Source organism: Ruegeria sp. CDSA020 (genome assembly GCF_059612345.1).
In genome coordinates, this window is the sequence record NZ_JBXWQK010000006.1 from 174,199 (window position 1) to 199,581 (window position 25,383).

At 57.5% G+C, this 25,383-nt stretch carries 29 protein-coding genes and 3 tRNA genes; 14 read left to right on the plus strand and 18 right to left on the minus strand.

What is annotated here, in order from left to right; translation table 11 throughout:
* Window positions 1-172 precede the first annotated feature (172 nt).
* Window positions 173-3,610 carry a pyruvate carboxylase gene (locus AC2FJW_RS12385; RefSeq protein WP_496706549.1) on the plus strand — a complete coding sequence of 1,146 codons (3,438 nt, stop codon included), beginning with the start codon at window positions 173-175 and terminating at the stop codon, window positions 3,608-3,610.
* 53 nt (window positions 3,611-3,663) lie between these two features.
* Here AC2FJW_RS12385 and AC2FJW_RS12390 read toward each other — a convergent pair whose 3' ends face one another.
* A complete protein-coding gene (locus tag AC2FJW_RS12390; RefSeq protein WP_496750213.1) occupies window positions 3,664-4,611 on the minus strand; it encodes a hypothetical protein in 948 nt (315 codons plus the stop codon).
* Window positions 4,612-4,745: 134 nt separating this feature from the next.
* Window positions 4,746-5,129, minus strand: a complete 384-nt coding sequence (locus AC2FJW_RS12395; protein WP_496690910.1) for an MAPEG family protein — start codon at window positions 5,127-5,129, stop codon at window positions 4,746-4,748.
* Between the two features lie 201 nt (window positions 5,130-5,330).
* On the opposite strand from AC2FJW_RS12395, the gene AC2FJW_RS12400 reads away from it, so the two are divergent.
* From AC2FJW_RS12400 to AC2FJW_RS12410, 3 genes are all read left to right on the plus strand, one after another.
* Window positions 5,331-5,405, plus strand: a tRNA-Gly gene (locus tag AC2FJW_RS12400).
* 33 nt (window positions 5,406-5,438) lie between these two features.
* Window positions 5,439-5,513, plus strand: a tRNA-Gly gene (locus AC2FJW_RS12405).
* A 138-nt stretch (window positions 5,514-5,651) separates the two neighbouring features.
* The gene (locus tag AC2FJW_RS12410; RefSeq protein ID WP_496750214.1) at window positions 5,652-6,311 is read left to right on the plus strand and encodes a hypothetical protein; all 660 of its coding nucleotides are present in this window, start codon (window positions 5,652-5,654) and stop codon (window positions 6,309-6,311) included.
* A gap of 1 nt (window position 6,312) precedes the next feature.
* Here the strand turns inward: AC2FJW_RS12410 and AC2FJW_RS12415 are convergent, their stop codons facing one another.
* Window positions 6,313-6,552, minus strand: a complete 240-nt coding sequence (locus tag AC2FJW_RS12415; protein ID WP_496750314.1) for an Lrp/AsnC family transcriptional regulator — start codon at window positions 6,550-6,552, stop codon at window positions 6,313-6,315.
* Between the two features lie 154 nt (window positions 6,553-6,706).
* Here AC2FJW_RS12415 and hisB point away from each other — a divergent pair, with 154 nt between their 5' ends.
* Both hisB and hisH read left to right on the plus strand, forming a co-directional pair.
* Window positions 6,707-7,294: an imidazoleglycerol-phosphate dehydratase HisB gene (gene hisB / locus AC2FJW_RS12420; protein WP_496750215.1), complete on the plus strand. Its 588-nt coding sequence runs from the start codon at window positions 6,707-6,709 to the stop codon at window positions 7,292-7,294.
* Window positions 7,295-7,933: an imidazole glycerol phosphate synthase subunit HisH gene (hisH, locus tag AC2FJW_RS12425; RefSeq protein ID WP_496690913.1), complete on the plus strand. Its 639-nt coding sequence runs from the start codon at window positions 7,295-7,297 to the stop codon at window positions 7,931-7,933.
* 4 nt (window positions 7,934-7,937) lie between these two features.
* Here hisH and AC2FJW_RS12430 read toward each other — a convergent pair whose 3' ends face one another.
* Window positions 7,938-8,345 (minus strand): DUF2147 domain-containing protein, encoded by a 408-nt coding sequence (locus AC2FJW_RS12430; protein WP_496750216.1) that lies wholly within the window; start codon window positions 8,343-8,345, stop codon window positions 7,938-7,940.
* 134 nt (window positions 8,346-8,479) lie between these two features.
* Here AC2FJW_RS12430 and hisA point away from each other — a divergent pair, with 134 nt between their 5' ends.
* A complete protein-coding gene (gene hisA, locus AC2FJW_RS12435; protein WP_496750217.1) occupies window positions 8,480-9,199 on the plus strand; it encodes a 1-(5-phosphoribosyl)-5-[(5-phosphoribosylamino)methylideneamino]imidazole-4-carboxamide isomerase in 720 nt (239 codons plus the stop codon).
* A gap of 1 nt (window position 9,200) precedes the next feature.
* On the opposite strand, the gene AC2FJW_RS12440 is transcribed toward hisA, so the two are convergent.
* Window positions 9,201-9,593, minus strand: coding sequence for a DUF302 domain-containing protein (locus AC2FJW_RS12440; RefSeq protein ID WP_271949511.1), 393 nt, complete (start codon window positions 9,591-9,593; stop codon window positions 9,201-9,203).
* A 170-nt stretch (window positions 9,594-9,763) separates the two neighbouring features.
* On the opposite strand from AC2FJW_RS12440, the gene hisF reads away from it, so the two are divergent.
* From hisF to AC2FJW_RS12455, 3 genes are all read left to right on the plus strand, one after another.
* Complete coding sequence (hisF, locus tag AC2FJW_RS12445; protein WP_496750218.1) at window positions 9,764-10,525, plus strand: imidazole glycerol phosphate synthase subunit HisF; 762 nt, start codon at window positions 9,764-9,766, stop codon at window positions 10,523-10,525.
* Window positions 10,522-10,839, plus strand: coding sequence for a phosphoribosyl-ATP diphosphatase (locus tag AC2FJW_RS12450; protein WP_496750219.1), 318 nt, complete (start codon window positions 10,522-10,524; stop codon window positions 10,837-10,839). The genes hisF and AC2FJW_RS12450 overlap by 4 nt, the downstream gene beginning before the upstream one ends.
* A gap of 61 nt (window positions 10,840-10,900) precedes the next feature.
* The gene (locus tag AC2FJW_RS12455; RefSeq protein ID WP_496694804.1) at window positions 10,901-11,467 is read left to right on the plus strand and encodes a hypothetical protein; all 567 of its coding nucleotides are present in this window, start codon (window positions 10,901-10,903) and stop codon (window positions 11,465-11,467) included.
* Window positions 11,468-11,471: 4 nt separating this feature from the next.
* On the opposite strand, the gene AC2FJW_RS12460 is transcribed toward AC2FJW_RS12455, so the two are convergent.
* The 4 genes from AC2FJW_RS12460 to rlmB all read right to left on the minus strand — a co-directional run bounded on the left by AC2FJW_RS12460 (window position 11,472) and on the right by rlmB (window position 13,765).
* Complete coding sequence (locus AC2FJW_RS12460; RefSeq protein ID WP_496750220.1) at window positions 11,472-11,942, minus strand: CoA-binding protein; 471 nt, start codon at window positions 11,940-11,942, stop codon at window positions 11,472-11,474.
* A gap of 200 nt (window positions 11,943-12,142) precedes the next feature.
* Window positions 12,143-12,589 (minus strand): YHS domain-containing (seleno)protein, encoded by a 447-nt coding sequence (locus AC2FJW_RS12465; protein ID WP_496694802.1) that lies wholly within the window; start codon window positions 12,587-12,589, stop codon window positions 12,143-12,145.
* A gap of 108 nt (window positions 12,590-12,697) precedes the next feature.
* Window positions 12,698-12,976 carry a hypothetical protein gene (locus tag AC2FJW_RS12470; protein ID WP_142636860.1) on the minus strand — a complete coding sequence of 93 codons (279 nt, stop codon included), beginning with the start codon at window positions 12,974-12,976 and terminating at the stop codon, window positions 12,698-12,700.
* 15 nt (window positions 12,977-12,991) lie between these two features.
* Complete coding sequence (gene rlmB / locus AC2FJW_RS12475; protein WP_496750221.1) at window positions 12,992-13,765, minus strand: 23S rRNA (guanosine(2251)-2'-O)-methyltransferase RlmB; 774 nt, start codon at window positions 13,763-13,765, stop codon at window positions 12,992-12,994.
* 116 nt (window positions 13,766-13,881) lie between these two features.
* Here rlmB and AC2FJW_RS12480 point away from each other — a divergent pair.
* Window positions 13,882-13,965: transfer RNA gene (locus tag AC2FJW_RS12480), tRNA-Tyr, on the plus strand.
* 110 nt (window positions 13,966-14,075) lie between these two features.
* On the opposite strand, the gene AC2FJW_RS12485 is transcribed toward AC2FJW_RS12480, so the two are convergent.
* The 5 genes from AC2FJW_RS12485 to AC2FJW_RS12505 all read right to left on the minus strand — a co-directional run bounded on the left by AC2FJW_RS12485 (window position 14,076) and on the right by AC2FJW_RS12505 (window position 19,509).
* Window positions 14,076-14,597, minus strand: coding sequence for a DUF2478 domain-containing protein (locus AC2FJW_RS12485; RefSeq protein ID WP_496694801.1), 522 nt, complete (start codon window positions 14,595-14,597; stop codon window positions 14,076-14,078).
* Between the two features lie 70 nt (window positions 14,598-14,667).
* A complete protein-coding gene (locus AC2FJW_RS12490; protein WP_496750222.1) occupies window positions 14,668-15,333 on the minus strand; it encodes an NnrU family protein in 666 nt (221 codons plus the stop codon).
* A gap of 105 nt (window positions 15,334-15,438) precedes the next feature.
* A complete protein-coding gene (locus AC2FJW_RS12495; protein WP_496702051.1) occupies window positions 15,439-17,502 on the minus strand; it encodes an ABC transporter permease in 2,064 nt (687 codons plus the stop codon).
* Entirely contained in the window at window positions 17,499-18,548 is a 1,050-nt protein-coding gene (locus tag AC2FJW_RS12500; RefSeq protein WP_271949493.1) for a quaternary amine ABC transporter ATP-binding protein, read from the minus strand. Before AC2FJW_RS12500 ends, AC2FJW_RS12495 begins: the two co-directional genes overlap by 4 nt.
* Before the next feature lie 10 nt (window positions 18,549-18,558).
* Complete coding sequence (locus AC2FJW_RS12505; RefSeq protein WP_496750223.1) at window positions 18,559-19,509, minus strand: ABC transporter substrate-binding protein; 951 nt, start codon at window positions 19,507-19,509, stop codon at window positions 18,559-18,561.
* 386 nt (window positions 19,510-19,895) lie between these two features.
* Here AC2FJW_RS12505 and AC2FJW_RS12510 point away from each other — a divergent pair, with 386 nt between their 5' ends.
* The gene (locus tag AC2FJW_RS12510) at window positions 19,896-20,558 is read left to right on the plus strand and encodes a DNA-3-methyladenine glycosylase I (RefSeq protein WP_496750224.1); all 663 of its coding nucleotides are present in this window, start codon (window positions 19,896-19,898) and stop codon (window positions 20,556-20,558) included.
* A 44-nt stretch (window positions 20,559-20,602) separates the two neighbouring features.
* Window positions 20,603-21,289 (plus strand): hypothetical protein, encoded by a 687-nt coding sequence (locus tag AC2FJW_RS12515; RefSeq protein ID WP_496750225.1) that lies wholly within the window; start codon window positions 20,603-20,605, stop codon window positions 21,287-21,289.
* 3 nt (window positions 21,290-21,292) lie between these two features.
* Here AC2FJW_RS12515 and AC2FJW_RS12520 read toward each other — a convergent pair whose 3' ends face one another.
* Window positions 21,293-21,697: a c-type cytochrome gene (locus AC2FJW_RS12520; RefSeq protein WP_496690926.1), complete on the minus strand. Its 405-nt coding sequence runs from the start codon at window positions 21,695-21,697 to the stop codon at window positions 21,293-21,295.
* A 91-nt stretch (window positions 21,698-21,788) separates the two neighbouring features.
* On the opposite strand from AC2FJW_RS12520, the gene AC2FJW_RS12525 reads away from it, so the two are divergent.
* Window positions 21,789-22,226, plus strand: a complete 438-nt coding sequence (locus AC2FJW_RS12525; RefSeq protein ID WP_142636840.1) for a DMT family transporter — start codon at window positions 21,789-21,791, stop codon at window positions 22,224-22,226.
* Here the strand turns inward: AC2FJW_RS12525 and AC2FJW_RS12530 are convergent.
* The 3 genes from AC2FJW_RS12530 to AC2FJW_RS12540 all read right to left on the minus strand — a co-directional run bounded on the left by AC2FJW_RS12530 (window position 22,210) and on the right by AC2FJW_RS12540 (window position 25,330).
* Complete coding sequence (locus AC2FJW_RS12530; RefSeq protein ID WP_496750226.1) at window positions 22,210-22,896, minus strand: ABC transporter ATP-binding protein; 687 nt, start codon at window positions 22,894-22,896, stop codon at window positions 22,210-22,212. The two genes, AC2FJW_RS12525 and AC2FJW_RS12530, sit on opposite strands and share 17 nt — an antisense overlap.
* Complete coding sequence (locus AC2FJW_RS12535; protein ID WP_496750227.1) at window positions 22,889-24,184, minus strand: lipoprotein-releasing ABC transporter permease subunit; 1,296 nt, start codon at window positions 24,182-24,184, stop codon at window positions 22,889-22,891. The genes AC2FJW_RS12530 and AC2FJW_RS12535 overlap by 8 nt, the downstream gene beginning before the upstream one ends.
* A 63-nt stretch (window positions 24,185-24,247) precedes the next feature.
* Window positions 24,248-25,330: a DUF6492 family protein gene (locus AC2FJW_RS12540; RefSeq protein WP_496750228.1), complete on the minus strand. Its 1,083-nt coding sequence runs from the start codon at window positions 25,328-25,330 to the stop codon at window positions 24,248-24,250.
* Window positions 25,331-25,383: the final 53 nt, after the last annotated feature.

Sequence of the window (25,383 nt, forward strand, 5' to 3'; positions counted from 1 at the left end):
AAATCACGCCGCAATTCACCAGTCTTGATGCCGCAGCGCAGCAAGGCTATCAAGCATTCACCAACAGGAGGCGTTTGCGAGCGTTAACATGCCGGTTCTACCCAAATCACCGATATACCTGCGCGTATTGTTCGCCTAGAAGTTCGCCAAACAAACAGGACCGGGACCTGATATGACACATTTCGACAAGATCCTGATCGCCAACCGCGGCGAGATTGCCATTCGCGTGATGCGCGCAGCGAATGAGATGGGCAAACGCACAGTCGCCGTATATGCGGAAGAGGACAAGCTTGGCTTGCACCGTTTCAAGGCGGACGAGGCCTATCGCATCGGCGAGGGGATGGGGCCGGTTGCCGCTTACCTCAGCATTGACGAGATTATTCGCGTGGCCAAGGAATGTGGTGCGGATGCCATCCACCCGGGCTATGGCTTGTTGTCGGAAAACCCAGATTTCGTGGATGCCTGCGTCCAGAACGGGATCACCTTCATTGGACCAAAGGCCGAAACCATGCGCGCCTTGGGCGACAAGGCCAGCGCCCGCCGCGTGGCCATCGCCGCCGGAGTTCCGGTGATCCCAGCGACCGAAGTGCTGGGCGACGATATGGACGCGATCCGGTCACAAGCCAAAGAGATCGGATATCCCCTGATGCTCAAAGCATCCTGGGGCGGAGGTGGCCGCGGCATGCGCCCAATCGAATCCGAGGACGAACTGGAAGAAAAGGTCCTGGAAGGCCGCCGCGAAGCCGAGGCTGCCTTTGGCAATGGCGAGGGCTATTTGGAAAAGATGATTATCCGCGCCCGCCATGTCGAGGTGCAGATTCTGGGCGACAAACATGGCGAAATTTACCACCTGTATGAGCGCGACTGCTCGGTCCAGCGCCGTAATCAGAAAGTCGTGGAACGCGCGCCTGCCCCGTATCTCAGCGAAGAACAACGCGCGGAAATCTGCGAACTGGGCCGCAAGATTTGCGCCCATGTAAATTATGAATGCGCAGGCACCGTCGAGTTCCTGATGGATATGGAAACCAGCAAGTTCTACTTCATCGAGGTGAACCCGCGCGTTCAGGTGGAACATACCGTCACCGAGGAAGTCACAGGTATCGACATTGTGCAGGCACAGATCCTGATTGCCGAGGGTAAATCGTTGGCCGAAGCCACCGGCGCCGCCAGCCAAGCGGATGTGCACCTGAACGGTCATGCCCTTCAGACCCGGATCACAACCGAAGACCCGCAGAACAACTTCATTCCCGACTACGGTCGCATCACCGCATACCGCTCGGCTACTGGCATGGGTATTCGCCTGGATGGCGGCACGGCCTATGCGGGTGGTGTAATCACGCGGTACTACGACTCGCTGCTGACCAAGGTCACGGCCTGGGCCCCGACGCCACAGGCCGCGATTTCGCGAATGGACCGAGCGCTGCGCGAGTTCCGTATTCGTGGCGTCAGCACCAATATCGACTTTGTCATCAACCTGCTGAAACACCCGACCTTCCTGTCGAATGAATACACCACCAAGTTCATTGACACGACGCCCGAGCTGTTCACCTTTAAACGACGCCGTGACAGGGGCACCAAGGTTCTGACCTATATTGCGGATATCACCGTGAATGGGCATCCCGAAACCAAGGATCGTCCCGAACCGCGTACCGATCTGAAAGAGGCCAAGGCCCCGGCTCTGAAAAGTGAACCGCAGATGGGCACCCGCAATCTGCTAGAACAAAAGGGCCCGCAGGCGGTGGCCGATTGGATGAAGGCTCAGCGCCAGTTGCTGATCACCGACACCACGATGCGCGACGGGCACCAGTCGCTGCTGGCGACGCGGATGCGGTCGATCGACATGATCAAAGTGGCCCCGAGCTATGCGGCCAACCTGCCGCAGCTGTTCAGCGTCGAATGCTGGGGCGGCGCCACTTTCGATGTGGCTTATCGGTTCTTGCAGGAATGTCCGTGGCAACGTCTGCGTGACCTGCGCGAGGTGATGCCGAACCTGATGACCCAGATGCTTTTGCGCGGCGCAAACGGGGTTGGATACACCAATTACCCCGACAACGTGGTGCAGGAATTCGTTCGTCAGGCGTCGGAAAATATCGACGTGTTCCGCGTCTTCGACTCTCTCAACTGGGTCGAAAATATGCGTGTCGCGATGGATGCGGTGGTCGAGAACGGTAAAATCTGTGAAGGCACCGTTTGCTATACTGGCGATATTCTGGACCCGAACCGTGCCAAATATGACCTAAAATACTATGTTGGCATGGCGAAAGAGCTGCGCGATGCCGGGGCTCATATTCTGGGCCTGAAAGACATGGCCGGCCTGCTGAAACCAGCCTCGGCCAAGATTTTGATCCGTGCGCTGAAAGAAGAGGTCGGGTTGCCAATCCACTTCCACACGCACGACACTGCCGGTATCGCCAGCGCCACCATTCTGGCCGCCTCCGAGGCGGGTGTGGACGCAGTGGATTGCGCGATGGACAGCTTCAGTGGCAACACTTCTCAGGCGACATTGGGCACTGTGGTCGAAGCGCTGCGCCATACGGAACGCGACACCGGTCTGGACATCAAGGCCATCCGCGAAATCAGCGACTATTTCGAGGTGGTCCGAGGCCAGTATGCGGCCTTTGAATCCAGCCTGCAGGCCCCTGCATCCGAGGTATATCTGCACGAGATGCCCGGTGGCCAGTTCACTAACCTCAAGGCTCAGGCGCGCAGCCTTGGCCTGGAAGAGCGTTGGCATGAAGTGGCGCAGATGTATGCGGACGTGAACCAGATGTTCGGCGATATCGTCAAAGTCACGCCTTCGTCAAAAGTGGTTGGCGACATGGCGCTGATGATGGTCAGCCAAGGGCTGACGCGCGCCGATGTCGAAAACCCGGACTCGGACGTGGCCTTCCCGGATTCGGTCATCGACATGATGCGCGGCAATCTGGGGCAGCCTCCGGGCGGGTTCCCTGATGCGATCATCAGCAAGGCGCTTAAGGGCGAAAGCCCCAACACTGACCGCCCCGGCAAAGACGTACCCCCGGTCGATCTGGAGGAAACGCGCGCCGAACTGTCCAAACAACTTGACGGCAAAGAGGTCGACGACGAGGATCTGAACGGATACCTGATGTATCCCAAGGTGTTCCTTGATTACATGGGTCGCCACCGGATTTATGGCCCCGTCCGCACCCTGCCCACGCGCACATTCTTCTATGGAATGGAGCCCGGCGAAGAGATCGCCGCGGAAATCGATCCCGGCAAGACTCTGGAAATTCGCTGTCAGGCCATCGGTGAAACCGATGAAAATGGTGAGGTCAAAGTGTTCTTTGAACTGAACGGTCAGCCCCGTGTGATCCGGGTGCCAAACCGTCTGGTGACGTCAACCACGCAGGCCCGACCCAAAGCGGAAATCGGCAACCTCGCACATATCGGCGCACCGATGCCGGGTGTCGTGGCAACCGTTGCGGTTACTTCGGGACAAGAGGTCAAAGAAGGCGATATGCTTTTGACCATCGAGGCCATGAAGATGGAGACTGGCATTCACGCCGAAAGGGACGCCGTAGTCAAAGCCATCCACGTTCAGCCAGGCGGTCAAATTGACGCCAAGGACCTGCTGATCGAGCTGGAATAGCAAAAAAAGGCGCGCCTCTGGGGCGCGCCTTTTCCATTTCATTGGGTTAAGGTTCAGCCGTCTACGGTTTCTTCTTCAACCTCATCTTCGACCAATGCCTTTTCTGTTTCATCATCAGAAACATCATAATCCGCAAGCGCCGGCAGACCCAGCAGGTCGTGCAGCTCGTTCAGGGCGTCGTCAGACAACTCGCGACCGCCGGTCAGAGTATCCAGAGCCTCTTGCGGGTCAGAAGATCCGGCCAGGTTTGTCTCGGCCTCCTCTACAGCCAGCTCAGCCGCTTCGACCGCGTCGTCGTACTTGTCCTGAGCGGTGATGCCCTCGGCAAGCTCGTCCTCGGTCGGCTCATAGGCCTCTTCGATCTCTTCTGCGGTCAGTTCCTGCAGGTCTTCCAGTTCGTCGTTCTTATCCTGCAGATCTGTCGTCGCGTCGGTATGACCAAGGATGTTCTGCTGATAAGAGTACAGCTTTCCTGGCATACTGTTCGGGGACGCATTCATGAGAGCCGTTTGGCTGGCATGGGCCGCGTTCAGACCTTTAAGCTCCGATGCAATTTTGCCGTGCTTGTTGGGGTGAACCGGCTTCTCATCAACGACAGCAGTGGTAACTTTGGTCATCTTGGCAGGTTTCTTATTGCCCTTGACCAGATTACCAATCGAAGCGACCAGCCCGTTTTTCTTTTGAGTCGTAGCGCCCGTTTTGGCAGTTTTTTGCTTTTTCAGGCCAAGACTGGCGAGCAACCCTTTGCCCGTCCCCTTTTTACCCGAGGACTTGCCACCTTTCACCTGTGAGGACTTGTCGCCAGACTTATCCGCGCCGTTCCCATTTCCACCACCATTGCCTTTGCCACCGCCATTGCCTTTGCCACCGCCATTACCTTTGCCGCCACCATTTTTGGCGATGGCCATATCAGGTGCGGCAACAACTGCCACAAAGCTTACAGCGCCAAGCAGCAGAAATGAGGTCGCAACTACACGCGAAAGTAACAGGAACCGTTTCATATTATTCACCTGTCCTTCTTGAGCAGTGGCAGCAGATACCACAAAATCAAGCGCCTGAGATAATGTTGACAGTTAGTTAATAATTGAATTTGGGTAAAACGGTGGCCTTTTTCGGCGTGAGCGACCCACCGCGCTCACACCGCCAGCACAATATTGGCTATTGCAGCTACGAGGATTGAACCAAATGTCAGCAGCATTCCGATTTGCCTGAGGATAACGATCTGCGGAGACCTGCCAAACCCATATGCATGAAGCAGGCGACCACCCAGCAAGGCCAATCCCAACAGGTTCAACAGCAACCCGCTGGCGCCCTGCAATTCAACCATTGCCATCAATAACAGCGCAAACGGCGCGTATTCGGCGAAATTGCCATGAGTTCGGATAGCCTTGATCATTTGACCCTTGCCACCATCCCCGTAGGAAACCTTTTCGCCTCGTCGGTGGCCAATGACCCGAAGGCTCAGCGCCAGATACAAAAAGGCGGCTAATGCCGCATAAACCGGTGTAATTGTCAGCATGGGTGGCTCCGTCTATTAATATTCCTAAGCTCTGGGCAAAGCTTAACGCGGAATCTCGACCGGTCCAGTTGAACCGGGCTGCTGCTACGCGAGGTCAAGTCTGTCTGGATTTCCTCCGCACGAGAAGATTTTTTGCAAAAGTCGCGTTTTTCCCCTTGCAGCTTTCCGCCAGAATTAATACTTCACGCCTCACTCAACGGCGCGGGCGTAGCTCAGGGGTAGAGCATAACCTTGCCAAGGTTAGGGTCGGGCGTTCGAATCGCCTCGCCCGCTCCATTGAGAGGTCTCAGGACCAAATATGTATCTGATGCGGGCGTAGCTCAGGGGTAGAGCATAACCTTGCCAAGGTTAGGGTCGGGCGTTCGAATCGCCTCGCCCGCTCCAGATACAAACCTTCTTTATGATCGCTGGATTCTTGCCAATTGTTGTGCCCTTCTGACAGCGCACGGCACTTAGGACATCGTCCAACCAGCTCTGATCGATACCCCGGAAGACCACAAAAAACGTAATCATTTCATTGACATGACCGAACCGAACACGTCTACCTTTGCAGTGAGCCTTGCATTGAAATGGTGGACGATGCCCGGAGATCAACAAAAGCGCTTTCTGCTTGGGATGTTTGAAAACCTGCCGAGCCTGAGTTTTCTGGTGCTCTCCCGCGCAACAGACGATCTGCGTCTGGCCGGGTGGGTCGGGTCGATTTTGGCCGCGGCCGTCTGTTTCACCTACGTCCGAAAGCTGTTGCAGCCACATCCGATTCTGCTGGGAATCAATCTGTTCATGGTCGCGATTACCCCGCTGATCGAGCTTTTCGTTGCTTCAGGCTGGGGAACCGCGGGACGCCTAATGATCGACAATCTCAATACGTTTATACTTGGAAGCGTTTTTGCAGTTGGACTACTGCTTACCCTGACCACAAAGACCGGCTTTCTGACGCATCGCACTGACAGTCCTGGTCAGATGCGGTGGCAATCGGCTGTTTTGCTTGCAATTTGCGCCACGGGTCTTGTCTGGTCGCTGACGGCACAGGAACGTTCGGTGATTACCGTTGCGGTGCCTCTGACTATGATGTTTGGACTACAGCAGTTTTTCAGCGCAGGCGCATCTGATCACCAATCAAGAAACAGCGCGATTTTGGCCACAACGACGACACAAAACACCGCCGTTGAGTCAACGATCTGAGTCAGAACGCCTTGAACGTCATTGTGGTCAGCGAGCGTTCTATACCCGAGATCACCAGCAGATTTTCATTGATGAAATGTCCCACATCCTCGGTCTCGGGGATGTAAAGCTTCAGCAGCAGGTCATATTCGCCGCTGGTAGAGTAGAGCTCCGAGTGGATTTCGCGCAACGCGATCTCTTCAGCCACCTTGTAAGTGGTGCCGGGTTTGCAGCGGATCTGGATGAAAACACAGGTGGACATGGGCCGGGCCTTGTTGGTTGAGTTGGCCGCAGGCTGACATGGGCTGCGCCCGGGCGCAATCCCCTGCAACAGTTTGCGGCGATTGCGACGGATGGTCTGGATCAACCCGCCCTACCCCGTCTATAAGCACGCCTGTAGTAAAAGGAATTCGCCCATGCGCAACGCAAAGATCAGCCGTCAGACCGCCGAAACCGAGATCACGGTCGAGGTCAATCTGGATGGGACCGGCCAGTATGACAATCAGACCGGCGTCGGTTTCTTTGACCACATGCTGGATCAGTTAGCGCGCCATTCTCTGATCGACATGACGATCCGCGCCAAGGGCGATTACCACATCGACGACCACCACACGGTCGAGGACACCGGAATCGCACTGGGGCAAGCGTTGACAAAGGCCTTGGGCGACAAAAAGGGCATCCGGCGGTATGGCGAATGTCACCTGCCGATGGACGATGCACAGGTGCGCTGTGCGCTGGATCTGTCAGGGCGACCGTTTCTGATCTGGAACGTAGACCTGCCGACACCCAAGATTGGCACCTTCGACACTGAACTGGTGCGCGAGTTCTTTCAGGCGCTGGCCACTCATGGCGGCATCACGCTGCATATCGACCAGTTGCACGGGTTCAACAGCCACCACATCGCAGAAGCGGCGTTCAAAGCTGTCGCGCGCGCATTGCGCGACGCGGTTGAGACCGATGTGCGCAAAGCAGATGCGATTCCGTCGACCAAGGGCGCGTTGTAAATGCTCACCGCCATTATCGACTATGAAAGCGGCAATCTGCATTCCGCTGAAAAGGCGTTTCAGCGCATGGCGCGGGAACTGGACGCCGGCGAGGTCGTGGTCACATCCGACGCGGATGTCGTGGCGCGCGCCGACCGGCTGGTGCTGCCCGGCGACGGCGCTTTCCCTGCCTGCGCGGCCGAGCTGCGCGGGCACAAGGGTATCTATGACGCGATGGTCGAAGCGGTCGAGCAGAAAGCCCGCCCATTTCTGGGTATCTGCGTGGGTATGCAGCTGATGGCCTCGAAAGGTCATGAGTACACTGACACCGATGGGTTGGACTGGATTGCCGGGGATGTGGTGCAAATTGCGCCGTCAGACCGGTCGCTGAAAGTGCCGCATATGGGTTGGAACGATCTGGTGTTGGAAAGCGAACACCCTGTCTTTGCCGGGGTCACATCAGGCGATCACGCCTATTTCGTCCACTCATACCATTTCCGGGTCAGCGATCCCGCACAGCGTCTGGCCTATGTGGATTACGGTCAGGACGTCACGGCCGTAATTGGCCGTGACACTATGGTCGGGATGCAGTTCCATCCTGAGAAAAGCCAGGATGTGGGCCTGCGCATGATCGGGAATTTCCTGACCTGGACGCCCTGAGCGGTTACTGAACCCGTGTCCAGTCCTGCCCGCGACACACCAATCCACCCGCAACACAACCTTTGACGGTCAGCTTGTTCTGGCTGTCCAGGGTCATTTTCGAGCTGTAAGTCTTGTCTCTGTCCGGAGCCCAGATCTTGCCCCCGCCATAGCTGCCGTCGCCATCGGGCACCATATCCCAGATGATCTGCTTGCCGAGGTTTTCATATTCAAGCTGTTCATTCCCGTCTTTGTCAAAAGCGGTATCGATGGTACCGCAAATCGCGCTGCCGCATTCGGCGATCGAAACATGCAGATATCCGCCGGTGTCTCCGGGCTGGGTTTTCCAAAGACCGTCTACCGGGTCGGCCATCGCCGCTCCCGAAATCAGAGATGCCAGCCCCAAGGCTGCTGCAAAAGTTGTTTTCTTCATAAAATCCTCCCTATTTGACCAGCAGTCTGGCGCGCTGGTGGACGTGGGGCAAGATTGACTTTGCGTCGCGTTGCATCCCCTGCCCTGCCTGTGCGATATCCCGCCGGGAAAACAGCGATTCAAGGCCTGACAACATGATCCTCTATCCTGCCATCGACCTCAAAGACGGACAGGCCGTGCGCCTGCTGCGCGGAGAAATGGACAAAGCGACCGTGTTCAATGAAGACCCCGCCGCCCAGGCCCGTGCCTTTGTCGACGCGGGGTGCGAATGGCTACATCTGGTTGACCTGAACGGTGCCTTTGCCGGTGAGCCGGTCAACGCCGCCCCAGTCGAGGCAATTCTGAAGGAATGCAACGTTCCCGCCCAGCTTGGTGGCGGTATCCGCGACATGGCCACCATTGAAACCTGGATCCACAAAGGTCTGGCCCGAGTGATTCTGGGCACAATCGCGGTCGAGAATCCGGATCTGGTGCGCGAAGCGGCCAAAACCTTTCCCGGCAAAGTTGCCGTTGGCATTGATGCCCGCAACGGCATGGTCGCGACCAAAGGCTGGGCTGAAGAGACGAATGTGCAGGTCACTGATCTGGCGCGCAGCTTCGAGGACGCCGGCGTTGCTGCAATCATCTATACCGATATTAACCGCGATGGCGCGATGCAGGGCCCTAACATTGAGGCCACCGCGGACTTGGCCCGTGCCGTATCGATTCCGGTGATCGCTTCAGGCGGCGTCAGCTCATTGGATGATCTGATTGCTCTGCGTGATTGCGGTGTGGAATTGAACGGCGCGATTTCCGGCCGGGCGCTGTATGACGGCGCGATTGACCTGGCAGAGGCCATTCGCGCCCTGTCCTGATTTACTGCGCTGCAGCCGCAGTCAGCTTTGCCAGCGCCCCGCGCATTTTCTCGATGATGGGAGAGTTTTCGACCGCGTCGAACTCATCCATCGTCTCTTTTGGATCTTCATAGATCAGCCAAACCTGACCGTCGGCATCTTCATACGCTTGCACCTTGAGCGGCAGGAACAGTCCGGCACGCGGGTCGATCTGCATTGCAGGCGTACCCAGCGCAGGGTTGCCGAAAATCAGCACCTGATTGGGCGGGATCGGCGTTCCGACCTTTTCGGCCCCGGCCGCGTGGTCAACCCGCGCAAAAACCGTTGCACCCGCGTTGCCAATCGCCGTCTCAAGCGCGTCCAGCGCCTGGGTCACCGATTTGTCGGTCTTCATCTTGATGATATCGTCAGCCATTGCGGCAGCTGCTCCTGCGAAAATGAAAGTGGTTGCTAAAAAGAGTCTACGCATCTCATTGATCTCCTGATGAATTGGGGACAGTTTTCACAGGTTCCAGAGTTGTGACAATCACAAGTCTGGCATCGGCGGGGCTTTGCCGTTAGAGGTGCGCCAACAAAGGACGAGAGATGCTGAAAACCCGTATCATACCCTGTCTGGATGTCGCCGATGGCCGCGTTGTCAAAGGTGTTAACTTTGTTGGCCTGCGCGATGCGGGTGACCCGGTGGAATCCGCCAAGGCCTATGACGCGGCAGGCGCTGACGAGATTTGCTTTCTGGACATCCATGCCACCCATGAAAACCGCGGGACCATGTTCGATGTGGTGCAGCGCACAGCGGAACAGTGCTTTGTACCCCTGACCGTTGGCGGCGGCGTGCGGACCAAGGAAGACGTGCGCGCTCTGTTGCTGGCCGGTGCAGACAAGGTCAGCTTCAACTCGGCGGCAGTGGCAAACCCGGATGTGATCGCCCAAGCCGCCGATCAATTCGGCAGCCAGTGCATCGTCTGTGCCATCGACGCCAAGACCGTCAGCCCCGGCAAGTGGGAAATTTTCACTCATGGCGGACGCAAGCCCACTGGCATCGACGCGGTCGAATTCGCCAGAACCGTCGTCGCCAAGGGCGCGGGTGAGATTCTGCTGACTTCGATGGATCGCGATGGTACCAAAGCCGGGTTCAACTTGCCGCTGACACGCGCCATTTCGGATGCTGTGAATGTACCAGTGATCGCATCGGGCGGGGTTGGAACTCTGGATCATCTGGTCGAAGGCGTCACCGAAGGCGGTGCCAGCGCTGTCCTTGCCGCATCGATCTTTCACTTCGGCGAATTCACCATCCGCGAGGCCAAGGAACACATGGCCGCCGCTGGCATCCAGATGAGGCTGACATGAGCATTCTGCACGAGCTGGCCCAAACGATTGAGGCCCGCAAAGGGACGGATCCTGAAGGCAGCTGGACCGCCAAGCTGTTGGCCAAAGGCCCCGAGAAATGCGCCGAGAAATTCGGCGAAGAGGCGGTTGAGGCCATCATTGAGGCGGTTAAGGGCGATCAGGCCAAGCTGACCTCAGAGGCGGCGGATGTACTGTATCACCTGCTGGTCATGCTGGCCGCGCGCGATGTGGCATTGGATGATGTGTTGGCCGAACTGGTCCGGCGTCAGGGCACCAGCGGCATCGCGGAAAAGGCCGCGCGACCCAAGGGGTGACGCAGGTGTTGTCGATCCATTATTCTGATCCTGACAGGTTCGCAGGTCAAAGGGCGCGCAGATGATCAGAGCTTTAGTATTTGGGCTGGCGTTAGCCGTTTTGGGGGCCTGCGCAATTGCCCCGCCGTCCACCAGTGATGAAGTTCAGCGCTTGGCGTCTGAAATCCGCAACCTCGGGCCTGACATCGACCCTGAAGAGGCCAACCGCGCCGCGCGCATTGCCTATGCCTACACCGATCAACTGGCCCAGGAATATCAGATCACGGACCCGCCACTGATCCACAATGCCAAAGTCAACAAGGGCCTGAAGCCGCGCGGACTGTGTTGGCACTGGGCCGAGGATATCGAACGGCGGCTGGATCAAGAAAACTTCCAGACGCTGGAAATGCACCGCGCCATCGCTAATGCCGACAACCCGTTCCGGATCGACCACAGCACGGCAATCATCAGTCGCAAAGGCGAGACAATGTATGACGGTGTTGTGCTGGACCCCTGGCGCTATGGCGGCGTGCTGTACTGGACGCCCTTACCACAAGACACGCGCTATGACTGGGTCCCGCGCGAAGTGGTTCTGGAAAGGCGACGTTTGGAACAATTCGGCGAACTGCAACCATATCTCGGTGAATAACCGCTCAGAGTTTCGACGAAATCATTCCGGTGGCAAAACCACCCATGCGCAATTCGCCGAACAAACGCTGATATTCGATCTTCGGACAGCGGTTCATCACGACATCCACCCCGCGCGCCTGCGCTGTGGCCGCAGCCGTGGCATGTTCTATCCCAATCTGCATCCAGATTGTGCGCAGATTGGGAAACGCCTCAAGCGCCTCGTCCACTATGGGCGGTACAGATTCGGATCGGCGAAAGATATCGACCATGTCTACCGGTTCGGAAATCTCGGATAGCGACGCACGGATTGTCTGGCCAAACAGGATCTTGCCCGCATGACCGGGGTTAACAGGGATCACCTTGTATCCTTTGAGTGACAAATACCGCGCCACATAATAGCTGGGTCGCACAGGATTCATCGACACCCCAACCACAGCAACGGTTTTGGTATGTTTCAGGATCTGGGTCAGGAATTCATCGGAATACTCAGTCATTCGACCACCCTAGCCGCCGTTTTCAAAAGAAAAAAGCGCCCAGGAATACCTGAGCGCCAGTTGTTGGAACGAGGGACAGTGAAATGACCCGCGGCAGTTCCGTTCCGCGGTCACTGTGACATTTAAGCATGAGTTCAGAGAAAAAAAGAGGTAGCGCGCGATTTTGTGATGACAGATCAGAAAAAACGGCCGCCGCCCTGTTATTCATATAGAACGCTTGGCCAATGCGCCTCGGCCTCGCGGATATAAGCTGCGGTATCGCGTTGCCAGATGCGCTCGATTTCTGGCGAGTGGGTCAGATATAGCCGACCGTCAATCACCTGCCAAATAGTCGGATCGGTGCTGACAAGCTCTCCTTGCGCCATTGCGAAGGCGCAGTACCCGCCGAACTGAGGTGCATAGGCACGCGGATTCATCTCAAACGCGTCCCGATTCTCAGCGGTGGCAAAGTGCCATTCGGCGCCTTTCCACATAACCGCGTATTCAGGCTGACCCCGAACAGGTGTTTCGCCATTGAAATAGGACACCGCATCATATCCGGCCATGGCTGCACCGTCCGTCCGATAGAAGACGGGCAGATCCTGCGCAAACGCAGGAAGAGCAATCACACTGGCGGCAATCGCGCCAAAAAGGAAACGTCTGTTCATGGTCATCGGATCACAAATAGAAACTCAGGGTATCAAGATGCAATTTATTATCGCAACTGAAACCCCTTTTAACGCGCTTGTGAACATTCGAACCGGCAACGCCAGCCTTTAGTCGAAAATGTCCTCGATCACATCCCAGGCTTCATCCAGCACCCGTGAGAAAACGCCTTTTTTCTTCTTCTTTTTGCCTTTGTAGGGACGATCCTGCTTGGCTGTTTGACGGTTCGCCTTGGCATCGTCCAGTTTGCGCTTTGGCATCATCTTGAGGTTATGCAGCGGGGCACCGCAGCTTGAACAACTGAGCTCTTGGCGCTGCGTGCCTTTTAGAACAAGCGCTGCCCGGGTCCCACAATAACAGCAGGTCGCAATTTTGGATGGCGTGGAAATGGCGTTCTCCTGTCGTTATCTTTGCCTAGAAGCATATAGGGCAATCGCCGCCGCATTTGAGACATTGAGAGAACCAAACCCGCCCACAGCGTCAATTTTGACCAACTTGTCGACGGTTTCTTTGGTTTTTTGCCTCAGGCCCGGTCCCTCTGCGCCTAACACCAATGCCACTGGCTGGTCCGGGTTACCTCCCAAGGCGGCCTCGATCGTGTCGTCCGCCTCGCCGTCCAGTCCTAGGACCAGAAACCCCATTCCCTGCAACTCGACAATGGCATCAGCCAGGTTACGCACCCGCAGATAGGGTTGACGTTCCAGTGCGCCGCTGGCGGTCTTGGCCAGCGCGCCAGTTTCCGGCGCCGCGTGATGGCGCATACCGACTACAGCGCTGGCCCCAAGAACCTCAGCTGACCGTAGAATCGCTCCGACATTATGGGGGTCGGTTACGCGGTCTAACAAAATGACGCGCGGGTGTTCGCGCCCGATGCAGTTTTCCGCCAGACCACCCCATTCCAAAGGCTTAACCTCAAGGGCCGCGCCCTGATGAACCGACCCCGGGTCGATCGGAGCGGTAAATTTGCGTGGATCAACCATCTCGGGCTCAATACCTGCAAATTCAATGGCTTCCACCAGCTTGTCCCGCGCATTCTGCGTCACAATCAGGTGCAATTTTGTGCGGTTTGGGTTCATCAGCGCATCCCGCACCGCATGCAGACCAAACAGCCAAACAGTTTCGGATGCGGCAGCTTTGCGCGCCTGTTCTTTTTCGACGACCCACTTGGGTTTCTTCATTTCTTTGGCCTCCGGGCCGCGAATTCGGTTTCCTGCGTCAAAGCAGTATTTTCCTGTTGACGCTCCTTTAGAGCGCTAGTAATCACGCCTCCACGTCAGGTGCAACGCCTGACAGTGGGCGACAGGCCGCAAGGTGTGGCAGGGGACTGTAACTCCCTCGCGGAGACGCACGCCTGGTTCGATTCCAGGGTCGCCCACCATTTTCTTCCAGACATTCAGCAAGCTTTGCCAGCGCGAGTGATGGATGGCTGATCACACCGTACCAAGCAGAAATTGGCAGGACCGATGGCCCCGCCTTATGACCGTTCTGTCAGGCGGCAGCTTCACGTTGCGCAGTGACCCGGTCAAACCAGGCCAAGATCGCCTCAAGGTCGGGCTCAATCTGCTCGGCACCGCCGCCCGTGAATTCTTCGAATTTGGCCGTGTTCAAACCGTTCACCCCGACAAGAACCGGAATGTCCTGCGCCAGTGCTTCAGCGATGACCGGGCGAAAACCGCGCCCATCCGCCTCGTGCTTGCCGAACTTGTTAACGATCAGCAAATGGGGATTCTCTGCCAGCGATGCCGTCACATATCCAACTGCCCGCTCAAGTGCCGCAGGGTCCAGACGGCAGCCGCGCGACTGTGTACCCAAAGACTGCGAAATCCGGATGGTCTCGCCCTCGGGCAGGACACGGACGTCCATGTCGCACTTGCTGCTGTCGGCGCATTCGGTGTTGGTTTGCACCACACCCGCCAACTGCGCATCTGCGGCCAAAAGGCGATCCGCAGCCGCGCTCAGCAGACGGTCGGTTGCACCGCGGTCGGTGGTCGTAACATAGGCGAGGTACATGCAAATCCCCTTGTCGCAACAATTCGAAACATCAAATAGCACGCACGACCCGCCCCGACCACCACTCAGCTTATGGCAGCGGAGACAATCCGATCACCGGTTTGTGTAGGTGAAGCAGGATTGCAAATGCCACCAGCGCTACAAACCCGATCCAAACAGGCGGCCAAGGGCGTGGCGCACGCAAAGAAAACCTTGCAGTGTTGCGCGACAGCCGACCCCATTCAGCACCCATCTGACGGGACTTGCGTCGATCAATCAGCGGCAGCCCCATCGCAGCAAATACCGCAAACAAACCGAACAAAATCACGTGGGACAGGCTGCCATTGGCCAGCAGATGAGCGACAGCCCACACCAACAGCGCCACCAAAACCGGGTGGCGCGTGGTGCGCAGAATGCCGGGCTTTTCCGGATCGAACGGGCGCTGGCCCAAGCCACCAAATGAAAACGGGTTCTGGATCGTCAAGCCCGCAACCGCGAGCCAGCACACAACGGGCATCATCAGAACGGGAATCCAGCGGAATATCCAAATGGGTGGGATCACCTCGACATACGGGGCTTGCGCTGCGGCGATGATCAACCAACCCAGAACCAGCAGAGACAAGATGGAATAAGCCACGAAATACCCGCGCCGTCCGAACGTAGTGATCAGGCGATCGCGCACAGCGGGGCGCGCTGGTATCGCATGGGTCGCCAGAAACGCTATCAGTGCAGCAAAGAATAGGGGCCAGCCTGCCATGGTAGTCTCCGATCATTTGCGCCAGGTTTAATCACCTGCGCCGGAACGTCCTTGCCCGAAATCAAATGAGGCAGAGAGGCGGTTGTTCCGCCTTTCTACCGATGTTTACAGGCCCAGCGCCTTGCGACGTTCCTCGGCAAAGCCCTGCACGATGCGGTCAGCTATCAGCGCAAGGATAGCCATCGCCGCCCCTGCTGAAATCCCCAATCCCACATCCGCCTGCCCCAGCGCCAGATAGATCGACTGGCCCAGACCGGTGGTTCCGATCAGCGCAGCGATCACCAGCATGGCAAAGGCGTAAAGGATGGTCTGGTTCAGACCCAGTAAGATAGTCGGCGCAGCATAAGGCGCGCGCACGTCACGCATGATCTGCCACTCGGTCGCGCCACTAGAGATGGCGGCCTCCATCATCTCATCCGGTGTATTGACCAGCCCGTGCCGTGTGTAGCGGATCATCGGAACAACGGCATAGGCGCAGATTGCCAGAAAGGCCGAAAACTCGCCGATCTGAAACACCATCAGCACAGGAATCAGGAACACGAACAGTGGGATCGTCTGCAACATGTCACAGACGGGGCGGACCACCTTCCAAACAGGCAACCAGACTGCACTGGCCAGACCAATCACACCGCCGACTACGGCACAAGAAAACACCGCAGCACCGCTCAGATACAGCGATAACAGCGCGCGTTCCCACAGGCCCGAGACAAGAATGGTACAGAGCAATCCGACCGAAAGCGCCGCCAATCGCCAGCCCCCTGCCACCCAACCCAACGCGGCGGCGGCAGTCAGAACGAAAGGCCAGGGCAGATTGGCAATGCCGGTTTCCAGCATCCCGATCAGGATCAGCATCACCAGCCCGCCGGTCAAGTGTCCGCGCCATGCCATTAGCACAGCAATCGCTGCGGCGGCGGCGAACAGGCCATAGCTCATCACGGGCGTCCACTGAAAACCCCATGTGAACGGCAGCACGGCCTGGTCCAAACCAATCCGAAGCGGCAGCAGCACATAGAACAAAGAGTTGTTCTTGAGCGCGTCAAGCCACGGCCCATTAGCCTGGGTAAACGCCGTCAGCCCGCCGTCAATCACCCCGGCCAGCGGGTCGAGAATGGTCAGTTCGGACGGGTTCGGCAGCCTGGTCCAAAAGACAGCGGTGAACAGCACGGCAACGCCAATTACTGCCCAGGCGACACGCTGGTCATAGCGTTTACGTTCGGTCGCCAGCGTCCCGCTCATCCGGTCGATGACGACGGCAAAGACCACGATCACCAGACCGGCCATCAAGGCTTCGCCGAACTGTGCCTTGCGCATGGTCAGAAGAACCTCCCAACCGATATCGTTGAAGCCGCCAATGACGGCTGCGATGATAACCATCGACAGCGCAGCCATTAGGCACTGGTTCACACCGACCATGATCTGCGTGGCTGCAGCCGGGATCTCGACCTGAAACAGCTGTTGAAACCGCGTGCCGCCGGACATGATGGCAGCCTCTTTGATTTCCGGTTCGACCCGCTCCAGCCCCAACATCACGTTGCGCGCCATCGGAGGGGCCGCATAGATGGCCGAGGCGATCAGCCCAACCACAGGACCGAAACCAAACAGCAGCAGCAGCGGCGTCAGATAAGCGAATGTCGGCACGGTCTGCATCACGTCCAGCACGGCCTGCACAAATGACTTCACGCGCGGTACTTCGTTGGCAAGGATACCGATAGCTCCGCCCATGATCAGCGCAACCGGCACGGAAACGGCCACTAACGCCAGGGTGTTCATACTTTCGGCCCAATAGCCCGATGCCAACACAAAGCTAAGGCCCACAAAGCCCAGCGCCGCCATCGGCAAACCGCCCAGATACCAACCCAGCGCAGTCACCAGACCGATCAGGATGGGCCATGGCGTATTGCCGAGCACAAAGTTGGCCCAGTTCATGGGATAGGCCATGAGATCGGAAAACAGCCGCGCCGCCGGTTTGATCCCGTTCAGGAACCAGTCCAGAAACGTGCCGACCCATTGCGTTGCAGGCAGTTCCCAGCCTGCGGGCCATTTGACCAGCCAGGGCGCGACGCCTTCCAGCGCCAGACACAACGCACCGACGATGACTGTGATCAGTGCGGCGCGCGCGCCAATGCTCAGGCGCGCCTGCGGCACAGAAACTTCCGTCGCTACAGTCATGTTTCATCAACCTGCAGGGCGGCGGCCAGATCGGACGGATGAACCGTTCCGACGATGTTACCATCGGCATCCCTGACGGGCACCGGTTCGTATAACTCCATGCAGTGCGCCAATGCAGCGTCTAATGTCATCGAGGTTGTCAGGCCAGGGTCATCTGGTCCCCGCTCTCCGTCTTGGCGCATGACCGATGCGACCTTGGCATGCTGACCCTTGGCGACATCCTTTGAAAACTCTCGCACGTAATCATCCACCGGGCGCAGTACGATATCGGTGGGTGTACCGATCTGGACTATCTTTCCGTCGCGCATGATGGCAATCCGGTCGGCCAGTTTCAGCGCCTCTTGAATATCGTGGGTGATGAAGACGATGGATTTCTGCAACGTCGCCTGAATGCGCAGGAATTCATCCTGCAACTGACGGCGGATCAAGGGATCGAGGGCCGAGAATGGTTCGTCCAAAAACCAGATATCGGGGTTCACGGCCAGAGACCGGGCAATCCCGACACGCTGCCGCTGACCACCCGAAAGCTGACGCGGGAAGCTGTCTTCGCGCCCCTCCAGACCGACCAACGAGATCACCTCCTGCGCACGGGCCTGCCGCTCTTTGCGGCTAACACCCTGAACACGCAGCGGATAGGCGACGTTTTCGGCAACGGTCATATGCGGGAACAGGCCGAAATGCTGAAATACCATGCCCAGCTTTTTGCGGCGCAGCTCGGTCATGGCTTTCTTTGACGCGCCGATGACGTTCTCGCCATCCACACGGATTTCGCCACCCGTGCCCGGCAAAAGCTGCGAGATACAGCGGATCAAAGTGGACTTGCCCGAACCGGACAGGCCCATGATCACAAACAGCTCGCCCTCCTTGACCTCGAAATTGGCATCCTGAACGGCGGGGATGAACCCGTTTTCCCGCAGATCGGCAGCGGCTTTGTCAGCGTCATTCCCTGACCGAGACAGCGCGTCGGTCAGGGCTTTGTCAGCGCCGGGGCCAAACACCTGCCAGAGATTCTGGCAGGCGATGGCTGGCGAATTTACGTCAGTCACTGATGTCAGCTCACTGCGTTGCCGCGTCAACAACAGGGCGCCATTTGCCTTCGTTTTCAGCCATCCAAGCGGCGACGACCTCTTCGACGGAACCACCATCAACGTCGATCGCACCCATCATCGGCTGCTGATCTTCAACCGCCAGCTGATAGTTGGTCAGGATTTCATAGGCTGCGGGCCATTTGTCTTCCATGCCGCTCCAACCTGCCTTGAAGATGCGCGACGGCGAGAAATCGCAATCGTTCACAGCGTTCGGGTTCGGGCCCCAAGCGGGATCGGTGAAACAGGCGTCTTCCACGGCTGGCAGTTCGACGAATTGCACATCATAGGCCGACATGGCCCAATGCGGTTGCCAGAAGGTGATCAGCAGCGGCGAGTTGCGCTCGGTCGAGGCCCGAAGCTCGGCTATCAAAGCCCCCTCGGAACCTGCGGGAACCGCTTTGAACGGCAGATCCAGGCCCACCATACGGTCAGCGCCGGGCGTACCCCAATCAGCCGGGTAATCGACCAGACGGCCCCCGGGCAGTGTTTCGGCCGTCGCAAATACCTGCGCGCAGTCCTTCAGCGCTTCCCATGCGGGCAGGCCGGGACACAGATCAGCCACATGCGCGGGATAGGCGATGCCTTCTTTGGCGTCGAGGCCCAGATCGCCGATTTCAACGACGGTGCCTTCGTCGATCTTCTTGGCATATTCATCCGATACGTTGGACGACCAGATTTCCAGGGTCGCGTCGATGTCACCATCGGCCAGCGCCTGGAACTGATTCATCATGCCTGCGGTCACATATTCCACATTGTATCCGGCAGCTTTCAGCATCTCACCCGCGACATGGGTGGTCACGTGCTGGCCAGTCCATTCGTTGATCGCCAGTTTGATCGGCTGATCCACGGCCCCCATCTCGGCGGCATAGGCAGAGCCTGCAACGGTCAGCGCCATCAGGCTTACACTCAGTTTTTTCATTGATTTTCTCCCTGCAATATTCGTTTTGCCCGGTCCGGCGCGCTGTTACGCGCCAGTCGGCTTGTCATGTGACAAATCCATGTCGCAACATGCACAAAAACTGGCGAAGAAGGGAAGCAGACAGTTCGGCGCGGCACGGAATAACTCGCCCCTTTGCCCCAGTGTTTCCACTCTTTCAGCATCATGCTACGCGCCCGCGCACACTGCATTTCCCCAGCATTGCGGTGCGGATATTGATTGACGAGTCAATCACAAACCAGAATCACCCACTTTGTCGAGCATTTCTTTTGGGCTTGGGATGTTTTTTTGCCTTGGCAGGCACGTGTCCCGGGCCACCTTGCAACATCGACCGCAAAACGCGACGCTAGGTTTGGAGGATTCTGCAGATGCGCCATTTCGACGAGATTTTCGCCATAGCCGCCAGCCGTCACGGCGGGACAGATGCCCTGAGCAACAAGCTTTCCAAACCCAAAAGCCCTGCGGAACTGGCTGAAATGCCCGAAGATCGCTGGCTGTCGATTATCACGAAATGCAACTTTCAGGCCGGGTTTAACTGGAAGGTCATCGAAAACAAATGGGACGGGTTCGAAACTGCTTTTGACGGGTTCGACATTGGACGCTGCGCCTTTATGGACGACGAAAAATTCGATGCTCTGCTGCAGGACACTCGGATCGTGCGCAATGGCACTAAGATCGCCACGGTCCGCGACAATGCCGCCTTTTTGCTGGAACTGCGCCAAGAAGGTGGCGTCGGAAAGATTCTGGGTGGGTGGCCTTCGGATGACTATGTCGGTTTGCTGAACATGCTGAGCAAGCGAGGGTCGCGTCTGGGTGGCGCATCGGCGCAATATGCGATGCGATTTGCGGGGCGTGACAGTTTCATCCTGTCGCAGGATGTGACCGCACGGCTGGTGGCCGAGGGCGTGGTCGATAAGCCGCCGACATCGAAAAAGGCGATGGCCTCGGTTCAAGCGGCATTCAACACATGGATGGAACAGTCCGGGCGATCTCTGACAGAAATCAGCCGCGTCCTGGCAATGAGCCTGTAAAAAAACCATTTGCACACGTGTGCTGCCAGAATAGATTTTTTGTCATGTTACGCCTCATTTTGATGACGTCCCTTTTGGTATTCACCGCTTGCGGTCGCCCCCTGACTGATCAGGAGGCTGCTTTTACCCGCACACTTCAGGGTGATACGCTGAAACTCAACAAAGTGCGGTTGGTCGAAGGCGCACCAGTCGCGCCAATAACTTTCTATCGTAAAGATCGGTCACGCCTTGCCTGCCGCGAGCGCATTTTTCCCGCCCCGAAAGAAGGTGTCGTCACCGCAAAACCCGCGGCAGTGGCCCTGTTCAACAAAGTCTATTTCACCCGGGACTGGTATCTGGACGATTATATGTCCGAATTCCCGGATCGGATGAACCTGATCGCGGCGATGTTGCTGGGTCATGAACTGACCCATGTGTGGCAATGGCAAAACCGCAAGAAGACCGGCTATCATCCGCTGCGCGCCGCAGCCGAGCATGGCGGGAATAACGACCCCTATCAATTCGACCTGGAGAGCTCGCCAGATTTCCTTTCCTACGGGTTCGAACAGCAGGGCGCCATTGTCGAAGAATACATTTGTTGCCGGGCGCTGGATCCTTCGGCACCCCGCACCAGACGTCTGCACGAGATGCTGGGCGCACATTTCGATCTGGCTCCGCTACGTGGTGACAAGCGTCAAAGCGCAGTGGTCATCCCCTGGGCCGATGCCGAGATCGAAGGAATCTGTCGGTGACGTTCAGTTGGCCTGCAGCGTCTGCAGATAAGCCACCAGATCCACGATCGGCTGGCTGGTCAGGATCGGCTGCCCATCTGGTGTTTTCATCGCCGTATCCTGCCCTTCGAAATACGGTCCATAGACTGGCATCGGGCTGCCATGGCTGACCAGCGGGTCTCGTCCATCTATGCGCGCCACAACACGAGCGGTCGGGAATACCCCTTCGCTGCTTGCAAGCCGCGTCAGGTCAGTTGGCTGAATAACAAGGACGCCTGCCATTGGACCATAGCCCGTCGCGTCGATCCCGTGGCAGGTTGCACAATAATGCTGGTACAGCTCGGCGCCGGTATCTGCATCCTGCGCGCTGACCTGAGACGCCGTCACAAACGCCGCTATCGATAGCGCCCCCATTGCCTGTCTGATCATCACATCCTCCTGTCAGATTTGACATTTTCAGGCTTGCCCGTGCCTGGGCTTGGCGCAATGATCCAGATCAACGAGGCAATAGGAAAACCGCATGACACAATATGCTGCTATTATGCTTGTGGCTGGAATTGGGGTTCCGATCCTTGCCGCGTTGAATGCCGCATTGGGCAAATTGATCGGGTCGCCAACAACAGCGGCTGTGGTCCTGTTTGCGATAGCCTTTGCATCAAGTGCAGCGTTGATGGTGGTTTTTCCCGGCTTTGGAGCCCTTTCAAAAATTGCCGATGCCCCCAAGCACCTGCTTCTGGCCGGTGTGCTTGTCGCCTTTTACGTTCTGTCGATCACCCATGTTGCGCCACATTTTGGGGTCGGCAACGCGGTGTTCTTTGTCCTTCTTGGGCAACTCGTCAGCACTGCAGCCATCGACCACTTCGGCTTGTTTGGCGCGCAGGTCACCCCGCTGACATGGATTCGCGCAAGCGGTATCGCAGTGATGGCTGCAGGCGTTGCCATCACTCAACTGGCCTAAGCGCGCCTCCGTCCAGCCTCAGTGTTCGGTCCATCCGGGCGGCAAGCTGCATGTTATGCGTGGCGATCAGAGCCGAGAGCCCCTCGTCCCGCACCAAAGCCATCAAAGCGTCAAACACCTGATCCGAGGTTTCAGGATCCAGATTGCCCGTCGGCTCATCCGCAAGCAGAACCCGCGGCTTGTTAGCCAATGCGCGGCAGAAGGCCACGCGTTGCTGCTCACCGCCAGACAGGGCGGCCGGCCGGTGATCGGCGCGCGCGGCGACGCCGACATGATCCAGAAGGGACATCGCCCGTTCCTGAGCGGCCTTCTCGGACACGCCATTGGCCAGCTGCGGGAGGGTAATATTCTCCAACGCGGTGAATTCTGGCAACAGATGGTGAAACTGGTAGACAAAGCCGACATCCTGCCGCCGCAACGCAGTTCGCGTGCGATCACCTTTCCCGGTCACGTTCTGGCCTACAATCTCAACCGATCCTGTGTCGGGTGTGTCCAACAATCCGGCAATATGCAACAGCGTCGACTTACCGGCACCAGAGGGCGCCACAAGAGCCACGGCCTCGCCCGCACGCAGGTCCAAATCGACACCGCGCAACACCTGAACTTCGCCCGGCGTGCCTTTGAGGTAAGTCTTGGTCAGACCGGCCAATCGCATCATTACATCACTCATAGCGCAGCGCCTCAACAGGGTTCAGCCGCGCCGCGCGACGGGCGGGGAAATAGGTGACCAGGAATGACAAGCCCAGAGATAGGCCAACGGCCTTGAGCACATCCGAAAGATGCAGCTCGGCAGGCAGCGCATAGATGCCGCGGATGGACGGATCCCAAACCCCGCCCCCCATCACAAAGTTCACAAAACTGAAGATTGGGTCGATATAGATTGCAAAGAGACAGCCCAGCACCACGCCCAACGCAGTGCCGATGATCCCCGTAAATGCCCCGCAGATAAAGAACACGCGCAGGATCGAGCCTTCGCTCAGGCCAATCGTGCGCAGGATGCCTATGTCTCGACCCTTGTTTTTCACCAGCATGATCAGACCCGAGACGATGTTCATCGCCGCGATCAGAACCAGGATCGACAAGATGATGAACATGACGTTGTCTTCCACTTCAAGCGCGCGGAGGAACCCGCCCGAGGCATCCTGCCATGTCCAGATCTGGCTGCGCTCGCCTGCGGCTTCAAGGATCGGGATCAGGATCGGCGTCAGTTCTTCGGGGCGGTCAACCATAACTTCGATCTCATCAGCCACACCCTCGCGGTTGAAAAAACCCTGCGCCTGTTCGAAGGGCATATAGACCCGCGTCCGGTCGATGTCATAACGCCCAGCAGAAAACACATAAACCACCTGGTAGGCATTCACTCGGGGAGAGGTGCCAAACGCGGTCTTCACCCCATTGGGCGAGGTCAGCTTGATGGTATCGCCCACCGTCGCCCCGATGCTGCGCGCGACGCCTGAACCTATGGCAATGACGTCCTGGCCGTTCTGAAACATCGACAGATCACCAACCGCCTGTTCGCTTTCGGCGACACCGGGCAGTTCCAGCAAATCTTCGGGCTGGATGCCAAATACCTCAACCCCGCTGCTGCGGTCGCGATTGGTGATCAGAACCTGACCTTTCACCAAAGGTGCTGCACGCTGAACGCCCGGAACCTGAGCGATCCGGTCGGCCATGTCCGTATAATCCGCAATAGTGCGATCTACCTGCCCCTGCGTAGTGAACTCACCCGATGAATACACGGTCACATGGGCGTTAGCCCCCAGAATGGTTCCGACAAATTCGGACCGGAAACCGGACCTGACGGCCAATGTGGCGATCAGCGCAAACACTGCCAGGGTAATCCCGATCAGCGAAATCCATGTCATCACGCTGACGCCACCTTCAGCACGGCGCGCACGCAGGTATCGCCAAGCGATTTTCCACTCAAAAAGCGCAAATGGCGGTGGTGTCTTGGCCATGTCTGCTCCGCTTGTTTTGTTTTGTGGCGACCCTCTCGGCAATTCGACCGGGGGTCAAGCCGGTTATCCGCCCACTTCGACTTGCCCCGTCAAAGCAGCGGTTCTGTTCAAGGCGGCCTCGGCGAAGGAACGATCGCAGATACCGCGGCTTTCCAGCTCGTGAAACACCCGGTTTCGAATGTCGGCGGGCAGCTTGTAAAGCGCTCTGTTATGCAAGCCTAGGGTCAGAGTTTCCGGATCGTCGAGGCGGGAAAGCTCATCAGTCAGTTTCTGCGCCGAAAAGGATGGCCACAGCCCTATGCTAGTGTTTCCCGAGGGTTCGAACCAAGGCGCAAAACCGGCTTCGGATTTCAGACAAAATGCATTCAACAACATAAACTCAGACGGGCGCCTGCGAGAGGCAAATAGCGACTGAACCGATCCGTGGCGCGCATTTATCTCTTGCAGCAGATTCAGGATCAGCGACCGGCGCACAGGATACGGCGTTGCGAAATTTGTTGTCTGAATGCCGTCCGTTTCCGGGATCGACGCGCCCAGCGCATCAAAGCTCTGTTCCAGCCAGCGTCTATGATAATCGCTGTTCACACCGATAAACGGAATCCGCGCCGCACCACTGTCCGAGAAAAACTCGGCCTCCTGAAAGGGGCGCAGAAACAGGTTCTTGGTGTCCAGTATTACAATGTTTTCTGTCGAGGCAGCCCGAGCAGATCCCAATTTCAAAACTTGCTGTGTCCGGTATCCGTTGTTGCCACGCCATCCACCCTTGCGCGCGCCCGGAATGCGGTATCGGTTTTCGACCAATATCCTGTCCGAGATCGACCGGCGCGCGCATTGCCCGGGAGCCAGCAATACGTCATCGCCGCTCAGGACTTCAACTTTGGGTCGCAATGGACCGTAAGAAGCCAAAATCGGTTCCACCATCGCGCGCAGTGCCGGTTCGTCCACATCGTTCATGATCACCCGGATCGAGCCGACCTGATCAGGGTCAACAAATCGGGCGAAAGACAATGCCTGCAATTCAAGCAAGGGGAAGTCTTTGGAATAGACGACGGTTGTGAAGCTCAGCAAACCGTGGATCCTTTTGTGATTTTCGGCCCGTGTATCAGCAAATTCCAGGTGATCCAATTCCGCAAGAAATTCAACCATCGGCGAATCAGGTCGGGGTTTTTGAAAATACGGATGATTTCCACATGCCGCAT

What these genes read in the sequence shown, in the direction of transcription:
- AC2FJW_RS12495 (WP_496702051.1), bottom strand. Translation starts at nt 17,502, where the DNA reads ATGACTGTAGCGACGGAAGTTTCTGTGCCGCAGGCGCGCCTGAGCATT.
- AC2FJW_RS12385 (WP_496706549.1), top strand. Translation starts at nt 173, where the DNA reads ATGACACATTTCGACAAGATCCTGATCGCCAACCGCGGCGAGATTGCC.
- AC2FJW_RS12460 (WP_496750220.1), bottom strand. Translation starts at nt 11,942, where the DNA reads ATGACTGAGTATTCCGATGAATTCCTGACCCAGATCCTGAAACATACC.
- AC2FJW_RS12540 (WP_496750228.1), bottom strand. Translation starts at nt 25,330, where the DNA reads ATGGTTGAATTTCTTGCGGAATTGGATCACCTGGAATTTGCTGATACA.
- hisF (WP_496750218.1), top strand. Translation starts at nt 9,764, where the DNA reads ATGCTGAAAACCCGTATCATACCCTGTCTGGATGTCGCCGATGGCCGC.
- AC2FJW_RS12525 (WP_142636840.1), top strand. Translation starts at nt 21,789, where the DNA reads ATGACACAATATGCTGCTATTATGCTTGTGGCTGGAATTGGGGTTCCG.
- hisB (WP_496750215.1), top strand. Translation starts at nt 6,707, where the DNA reads ATGCGCAACGCAAAGATCAGCCGTCAGACCGCCGAAACCGAGATCACG.
- AC2FJW_RS12415 (WP_496750314.1), bottom strand. Translation starts at nt 6,552, where the DNA reads ATGTCCACCTGTGTTTTCATCCAGATCCGCTGCAAACCCGGCACCACT.
- AC2FJW_RS12395 (WP_496690910.1), bottom strand. Translation starts at nt 5,129, where the DNA reads ATGCTGACAATTACACCGGTTTATGCGGCATTAGCCGCCTTTTTGTAT.
- hisH (WP_496690913.1), top strand. Translation starts at nt 7,295, where the DNA reads ATGCTCACCGCCATTATCGACTATGAAAGCGGCAATCTGCATTCCGCT.
- AC2FJW_RS12520 (WP_496690926.1), bottom strand. Translation starts at nt 21,697, where the DNA reads ATGATCAGACAGGCAATGGGGGCGCTATCGATAGCGGCGTTTGTGACG.
- AC2FJW_RS12390 (WP_496750213.1), bottom strand. Translation starts at nt 4,611, where the DNA reads ATGAAACGGTTCCTGTTACTTTCGCGTGTAGTTGCGACCTCATTTCTG.
- AC2FJW_RS12440 (WP_271949511.1), bottom strand. Translation starts at nt 9,593, where the DNA reads ATGGCTGACGATATCATCAAGATGAAGACCGACAAATCGGTGACCCAG.
- AC2FJW_RS12490 (WP_496750222.1), bottom strand. Translation starts at nt 15,333, where the DNA reads ATGGCAGGCTGGCCCCTATTCTTTGCTGCACTGATAGCGTTTCTGGCG.
- hisA (WP_496750217.1), top strand. Translation starts at nt 8,480, where the DNA reads ATGATCCTCTATCCTGCCATCGACCTCAAAGACGGACAGGCCGTGCGC.
- AC2FJW_RS12485 (WP_496694801.1), bottom strand. Translation starts at nt 14,597, where the DNA reads ATGTACCTCGCCTATGTTACGACCACCGACCGCGGTGCAACCGACCGT.
- AC2FJW_RS12515 (WP_496750225.1), top strand. Translation starts at nt 20,603, where the DNA reads ATGTTACGCCTCATTTTGATGACGTCCCTTTTGGTATTCACCGCTTGC.
- AC2FJW_RS12510 (WP_496750224.1), top strand. Translation starts at nt 19,896, where the DNA reads ATGCGCCATTTCGACGAGATTTTCGCCATAGCCGCCAGCCGTCACGGC.
- AC2FJW_RS12450 (WP_496750219.1), top strand. Translation starts at nt 10,522, where the DNA reads ATGAGCATTCTGCACGAGCTGGCCCAAACGATTGAGGCCCGCAAAGGG.
- AC2FJW_RS12530 (WP_496750226.1), bottom strand. Translation starts at nt 22,896, where the DNA reads ATGAGTGATGTAATGATGCGATTGGCCGGTCTGACCAAGACTTACCTC.
- AC2FJW_RS12455 (WP_496694804.1), top strand. Translation starts at nt 10,901, where the DNA reads ATGATCAGAGCTTTAGTATTTGGGCTGGCGTTAGCCGTTTTGGGGGCC.
- AC2FJW_RS12535 (WP_496750227.1), bottom strand. Translation starts at nt 24,184, where the DNA reads ATGGCCAAGACACCACCGCCATTTGCGCTTTTTGAGTGGAAAATCGCT.
- AC2FJW_RS12505 (WP_496750223.1), bottom strand. Translation starts at nt 19,509, where the DNA reads ATGAAAAAACTGAGTGTAAGCCTGATGGCGCTGACCGTTGCAGGCTCT.
- AC2FJW_RS12430 (WP_496750216.1), bottom strand. Translation starts at nt 8,345, where the DNA reads ATGAAGAAAACAACTTTTGCAGCAGCCTTGGGGCTGGCATCTCTGATT.
- rlmB (WP_496750221.1), bottom strand. Translation starts at nt 13,765, where the DNA reads ATGAAGAAACCCAAGTGGGTCGTCGAAAAAGAACAGGCGCGCAAAGCT.
- AC2FJW_RS12465 (WP_496694802.1), bottom strand. Translation starts at nt 12,589, where the DNA reads ATGAACAGACGTTTCCTTTTTGGCGCGATTGCCGCCAGTGTGATTGCT.
- AC2FJW_RS12410 (WP_496750214.1), top strand. Translation starts at nt 5,652, where the DNA reads ATGACCGAACCGAACACGTCTACCTTTGCAGTGAGCCTTGCATTGAAA.